The sequence below is a fragment of the Streptomyces sp. NPDC054847 genome, from assembly GCF_053610925.1.
Map to the genome: position 1 here is coordinate 1 of NZ_JBSGZJ010000458.1, position 5,670 is coordinate 5,670.

Consider the following 5,670-nt stretch of genomic DNA (forward strand, 5'->3'; position numbering starts at 1 on the left):
GCCCTGGTGAGGGTGGACGCGCCCCCGTGGCGCGTTCGCGGCATGGTCGGCGGCGGGCGGGTCTACGCCTCGCGCTCCGCGGCCTGCTTTCGGGCCTCCTCGGCCCGTTCCTCCGCCTCCATCTCCGCGAAGACGTCGATGGGCGGCGGGGCCTTCGCCAGGAAGACCCAGGTCAGATACACCGCCAACAGGAACGGCGGGATCTTCAGCGCGACCAGGACCCAGCCGAGCTGGGTCGTGTCGGCCCACCAGTACAGCGGGAAGAGGATCGCGCACTTGGCGAGGAGGATCAGTCCCCATGCCCAGCTGGCCTTGGCGTACGCCTTCTTGCGGCCGGGGTTGCGGGTGCGCCAGGAGAGGTTCTCCTTGAAGACCGGCCCGAGCATCAGGCCGATCAGCGGGACGCCGGCCAGCGTGGTCACGATGTAGGCCAGTGCCAGGCCGAGCGTGTAGAGCATGCCCGGCAGGTAGAAGTCCTTCGCGTTGCCGGTCATCATCGCGAACACGACGCCGAAGGCCACGCCGAAGACGCCGCTGAAGGCGTGCTTGACGGTGTCCTTGCGGATCAGCCGGACGGCGACGAGCACCAGGGCGACGGCGAGTGCCGCGATCGCCGAGAGGTGCAGGTCCTTGTTGACCGTGTAGATCGAGACGAAGAGCAGGCCCGGCAGGACCGTCTCCACCATGCCGCGCACGCCGCCGAAGGCCTCGAACAGCGCGGCCTCCGTCACGGTCTTCACATCCGCGTCGGTGTCCTGCTGGTCGTTGGTCGTAGGGGTCGGCTTGTCGACAGACGCCACCGGCTACTCCTGTCCGAGTGGTCGGAGTTCGTATTTGGGATTGAACAGCACCCGGCGGCCCTGGCTCATCGAGACCCGGCCGGAGGCGATCAGCCTGCGGCCCGGCTCTATGCCGACGATCGAACGGCGGCCGAGCCAGACCACGTCCAGCGGGGCCGTGCCGTCGAAGAGCTCCGCCTCCAGCGCGGGCACGCCGGCCACCGGACGCAGGGTGACCGTGCGCAACGTACCAGCGACCCTGACGATCTGACGGTCGCCGCAGTCGCAGATCCGGGTGCACCCCGATGCCTGTGCGTCCTCCTGGAGCTCCTCGGACTCGAGGTCCTGCTGTGAGCTGGAGAGCCGGCCGAGCATGCGCCGGAAGCGGCCGGCCGGTCTGGCCGCCGTCTCGTCCTTCGCCGCCTTGGCGGAACGGGGTACAGCACTCATGCAGAAAGCCTACCGGCCCGCACCAGGACCGGATCAACGTTCGAAGCGGTATCCCATGCCGGGCTCGGTGACGAAGTGCCTGGGATGCGAGGGATCGGCCTCCAGCTTGCGGCGCAGCTGGGCCATGTAGACGCGCAGGTAGTTCGTCTCGGTGCCGTAGGAGGGGCCCCAGACCTCCTGGAGCAGCTGCTTCTGGCTCACGAGGCGCCCGGTGTTGCGCACCAGGACCTCGAGGAGATGCCATTCGGTGGGCGTGAGGCGTACGTCACGGCCGTCCCTGTGCACCTTCTTCGCCGCCAGGTCGACGGTGAAGCCTTCCGTCTCGACGGTGGTCACGTCGTCCTCGCCGCCGACGGGCTCCGCCCTGCGTACAGCGGCGCGCAGCCGGGCGAGGAGTTCGTCCATGCCGAAGGGCTTGGTGACGTAGTCGTCGGCCCCGGCGTCGAGCGCCTGGACCTTCTCGTCGGAGGAGTGACGCGCGGACAGGACGAGGATCGGGACGCGGGTCCAGCCGCGCAGCCCCTTGATCACTTCGACGCCGTCCATGTCGGGCAGCCCCAGGTCGAGGACGACGACGTCGGGGTGGTGTGCCGCTGCCGTCTCGAGGGCGCCGGCGCCGTCGGAGGCCGCGTCCACCTCGTACTTGCGTGCCTTCAGGTTGATCACGAGCGCGCGTACTATCTGCGGCTCGTCGTCGACCACGAGCACCCTGGTCATGTGCTGCCCGCCTTTCCGCCCCTGTGGGCTGCTGTCTCTGCCGGTCGCCGGGTACGGGCCCGCGGTCATGGCGCGGCCTCGGCCGGGATGCCTGCCGCGGTCGCGCCGTGGCCGGACACGGCCGTGAGGGTGAGGACCATGGTCATGCCGCCACCGGGCGTGTCCTCCGCGGTCAGCGTGCCGCCCATCGCCTCCATGAACCCGCGGGCGACGGCGAGTCCGAGGCCGACGCCCGCACCACGCGGGGCGTCACCGTAGCGCTGGAACGGTTCGAAGATCCGCTCCTTCGCGTCGTCGGGCACGCCCGCGCCGCGGTCGGCGACCCTCAGCTCGACCCGGCGCCCCAGGGAGCTGGCGGCGACCGTGACGGGGACGGTGTCGGGGCTGTACTTGACGGCGTTCTCGACGATGTTGGCCACGGCCCGCTCGAGCAGTCCCCGGTCCACGGCCACCATCGGCAGCGACTCGGGGATGTCCAGCTCGACGCTGTCCGCGGGGACCCCGACGAGCGCCAGGGGGATCACCTCGTCGAGCGACGTCTCGCGGATGAGCGGGGTGACGGTCCCGGTCTGGAGCCGGGACATGTCGAGCAGATTGCCCACCAGGTGGTCGAGGCGGTCGGCGCCCTCCTCGATCCCGGCCAGCAGCTCCGCCTCGTCCTCCGCGGACCAGGCGACGTCGTCGGACCGCAGCGAGGTCACCGCCGCCTTGATGCCGGCCAGCGGGGTACGCAGGTCGTGGCTGACGGCGGCGAGCAGCGCCGTGCGTATCCGGTTGCCCTCGGCGAGCTCCCTCGCCTGTTCCGCCTCCCCCACGAGCCGCTGCCGGTCCACGACGACGGCCGCCTGTGTGGCGAAGGCGGCCAGCACGCGCCGGTCCTCCGCGGGCAGCACCCGGCCGGAGAGCGCCATGGCCATGCGGTCACCGACCGGCATGTCCACGTCCGCGTCGTCGGGGCGGGTCGCCGGGCGGGGGCCGACGCTCGCCGTGCAGGTCCACGGGTCGACGTCGCTCTCGCGCTCGAGCAGGGCGACGGACTCCATGGCGAACGTCTCCCGTACCCGTTCCAGGAGGGCGTCCAGGGCGGTGTCGCCGCGCAGGACGCTGCCGGCGAGGAACGAGAGGATCTCGGACTCGGCCTTCAGCCGGGCCGCCTGGTGGGTGCGGCGTGCGGCGAGGTCCACCACGGAGGCCACCGCCACGCCGACCGCGAAAAAGATCACGATGGCGACGAGGTTCCGCGGCTCGGCGATGTCGAGGGTGTGGGTGGGCGAGGTGAAGAAGTAGTTCAGCGCCAGCGACCCCACGGCGGCGGAGGCCAGCGCCGGCAGCAGCCCGCCGAGCAGGGCCGCGATCACGGTCAGGAAGAGGAAGAGCAGGACGTTGTTGGCGAGACCCGGCCCGTTCTCGAGGCTGGTGAGCAGCACGGTGAGCAGGGCCGGGCCGGCCACGCCGACCAGCCAGCCGCCGACGATCCGGGAGCGGCCGAGCCGGGTCCCCCGGGGGCCCGGCAGACCCCTGCCCTTGCCCGCCTCGTCGTGGGTGACGATGTGGACGTCGAGGTCGGGGCCGGAGTCGCGGGCGACGGTGGCGCCGACGCCCGGCCCGAACAGGTACTGCCAGGCCTTGCGGCGGCTGGAGCCCAGGACGATCTGAGTGGCGTTGACGCCGCGTGCGAACTCGAGCAGCGCGGAGGGCACGTCGTCACCGATGACATGGTGGAAGGTGCCGCCGACGTCTTCGACGAGGGTGCGCTGTACAGCGAGCTCCTTGGGCGATGCGGACGTCAGTCCGTCGCTGCGGGCGATGTAAACGGCGAGGACCTCGCCGCCCGCTCCCTTCTCCGCGAGCCGGGCCGCGCGCCGGATGAGGGTGCCGCCCTCGGGTCCGCCGGTGAGACCGACGACGATGCGTTCGCGGGCCTGCCAGGTGGAGCGGATGTTGTGCTCGCCGCGGTACTGCTGGAGGTACTCGTCGACCCGGTCGGCGAGCCACAGCAGGGCCAGTTCCCGCAGCGCCGTGAGGTTGCCGGGGCGGAAGTAGTTCGACAGGGCCGCGTCGACCTCGTCCGGCTGGTAGATGTTGCCGTGGGCCATCCGGCGGCGCAGGGCCTGGGGAGCCATGTCGACGAGTTCGATCTGCTCCGCCCTGCGGACCACCTCGTCGGGGACGGTCTCCCGCTGCCGCACACCGGTGATCGTCTCGACGACGTCGCCGAGCGACTCCAGGTGCTGGATGTTGACGGTCGATATGACATCCGTCCCGGCCGCGAGGAGCTCCTCCACGTCCTGCCAGCGCTTGCTGTTGCGTGAGCCGGGGACGTTGGTGTGGGCGAGTTCGTCGACGAGGGCGACCGCGGGGCGGCGTTCGAGTACGGCGTCGATGTCCATCTCGGTGAGGACGACGCCCCGATGGGTGATCCTCCGGCGCTCGATCTGCGTGAGGCCGTCCAGCAGACGCGCGGTACGGGGGCGGTCGTGCGTCTCGACGAGCGCCACGACGCAGTCGGTACCGCGTTCCGCACGGCGGTGCGCCTCGGACAGCATCGCGTACGTCTTGCCGACGCCCGGTGCCGCGCCCAGGTAGATCCGTAGCTTGCCGCGTCCCATGGCCTCATTGTCTTTCGAACACTGCGTTGCGCAGCGTCGACCTTACGTCGAAAGAAAGGGGCGAACCGGACGGTCCGGGACCACGGGGTGCGTATTGACGCGATTCTGATACGGCGCCGTGGCAGCTCCCCGGCGTCCCGGGGGCGCCGCAGGGCGCGGCCGTCGGGTCTTCCCGGGCCCCCGCCCCAGGTCCGTGCGGCCCCCTCGTCGGGGCGCGGGACAGCCCGGCGGGACGGGCTCGTTCTCGGGGCCGGCCGGGCGCCGACCGGCCGGGTCAGGCCTCGACGATCTCGCCGTCGGCCAGTTCCAGTACCCGGTCGGCGAGGCCCAGGAGCTGAGGGTCGTGCGTGGCGACGAGGGCTGTCACGTTCTCGCTGCGGACCACCGCGCGCAGCAGTTCCATCACGGCCAGTCCCGTCTCCGCGTCGAGCTGTCCGGTCGGCTCGTCCGCGATGAGCAGCTTGGGCCGGTTGGCGAGCGCGCGGGCGATGGCGACACGCTGCTGCTGTCCGCCGGACAGCTCGCCCGGGCGCTGCGCGGCATGGTCGGCGAGGCCCACCAGGGCGAGCAGGAGCGCGACGCGCTCCTCCCGCTCACGCGGGTCCGCCTTGCGCAGCCGCATCGGCACACCGACGTTCTCCGCCGCGCTCAGGATCGGGATCAGCCCGAACGACTGGAAGATGAAGCCGATCCGGTCGCGCCTGAGCTCCAGCAGGCCGTTCTCGCCGAGTTCGGAGAGGTCGGTGCCGTCGACGGTGATCCGCCCCTGGTCCGGGGTGTCGAGACCGCCGACCAGATTGAGCAGCGTGGTCTTGCCGGAGCCCGACCGGCCTTTGAGGGCGACCAGTTCGCCCCGGGGGATCTCGAAGGACACTCCGCGCAGCGCGTGGACGGCCGCGGCTCCCGTGCCGTACGAACGGTGCAGGTTCTCGATCCGCACCATGGGCCGCGACGCGTCGTCGACGACGGCCGTGCCCGACTGTGCGCTGCTGCTCTCGGTCATCCGGATGTCCCCCCGTGCCTGATCGTGTCCGGCACAGTATGTGCAGGGGCCATGCGCACGGGCAACGGTCGCGCGGAAACCCGTGCGAGAGACGTGCGGAACGGTCCGTGGG

At 71.3% G+C, this 5,670-nt stretch carries 5 protein-coding genes; all 5 read right to left on the reverse strand.

Going from position 1 to position 5,670, the window contains the following annotated elements; all coding sequences use genetic code 11:
- Positions 1 to 62: 62 nt before the first annotated feature.
- Entirely contained in the window at positions 63 to 800 is a 738-nt protein-coding gene (locus ACWGH4_RS30000; protein ID WP_159686014.1) for a DUF3159 domain-containing protein, read from the reverse strand.
- Positions 801 to 803: 3 nt separating this feature from the next.
- Complete coding sequence (locus ACWGH4_RS30005; protein ID WP_005310940.1) at positions 804 to 1,229, reverse strand: OB-fold nucleic acid binding domain-containing protein; 426 nt, start codon at positions 1,227 to 1,229, stop codon at positions 804 to 806.
- Positions 1,230 to 1,262: 33 nt separating this feature from the next.
- On the reverse strand, positions 1,263 to 1,946 hold the full coding sequence (locus ACWGH4_RS30010; protein ID WP_441266617.1) for a response regulator: 684 nt from the start codon (positions 1,944 to 1,946) through the stop codon (positions 1,263 to 1,265).
- A 65-nt stretch (positions 1,947 to 2,011) separates the two neighbouring features.
- A complete protein-coding gene (locus tag ACWGH4_RS30015; RefSeq protein WP_453466451.1) occupies positions 2,012 to 4,555 on the reverse strand; it encodes a DUF4118 domain-containing protein in 2,544 nt (847 codons plus the stop codon).
- Positions 4,556 to 4,829: 274 nt separating this feature from the next.
- Positions 4,830 to 5,558: an ATP-binding cassette domain-containing protein gene (locus tag ACWGH4_RS30020; protein WP_441266619.1), complete on the reverse strand. Its 729-nt coding sequence runs from the start codon at positions 5,556 to 5,558 to the stop codon at positions 4,830 to 4,832.
- Positions 5,559 to 5,670 lie beyond the last annotated feature (112 nt).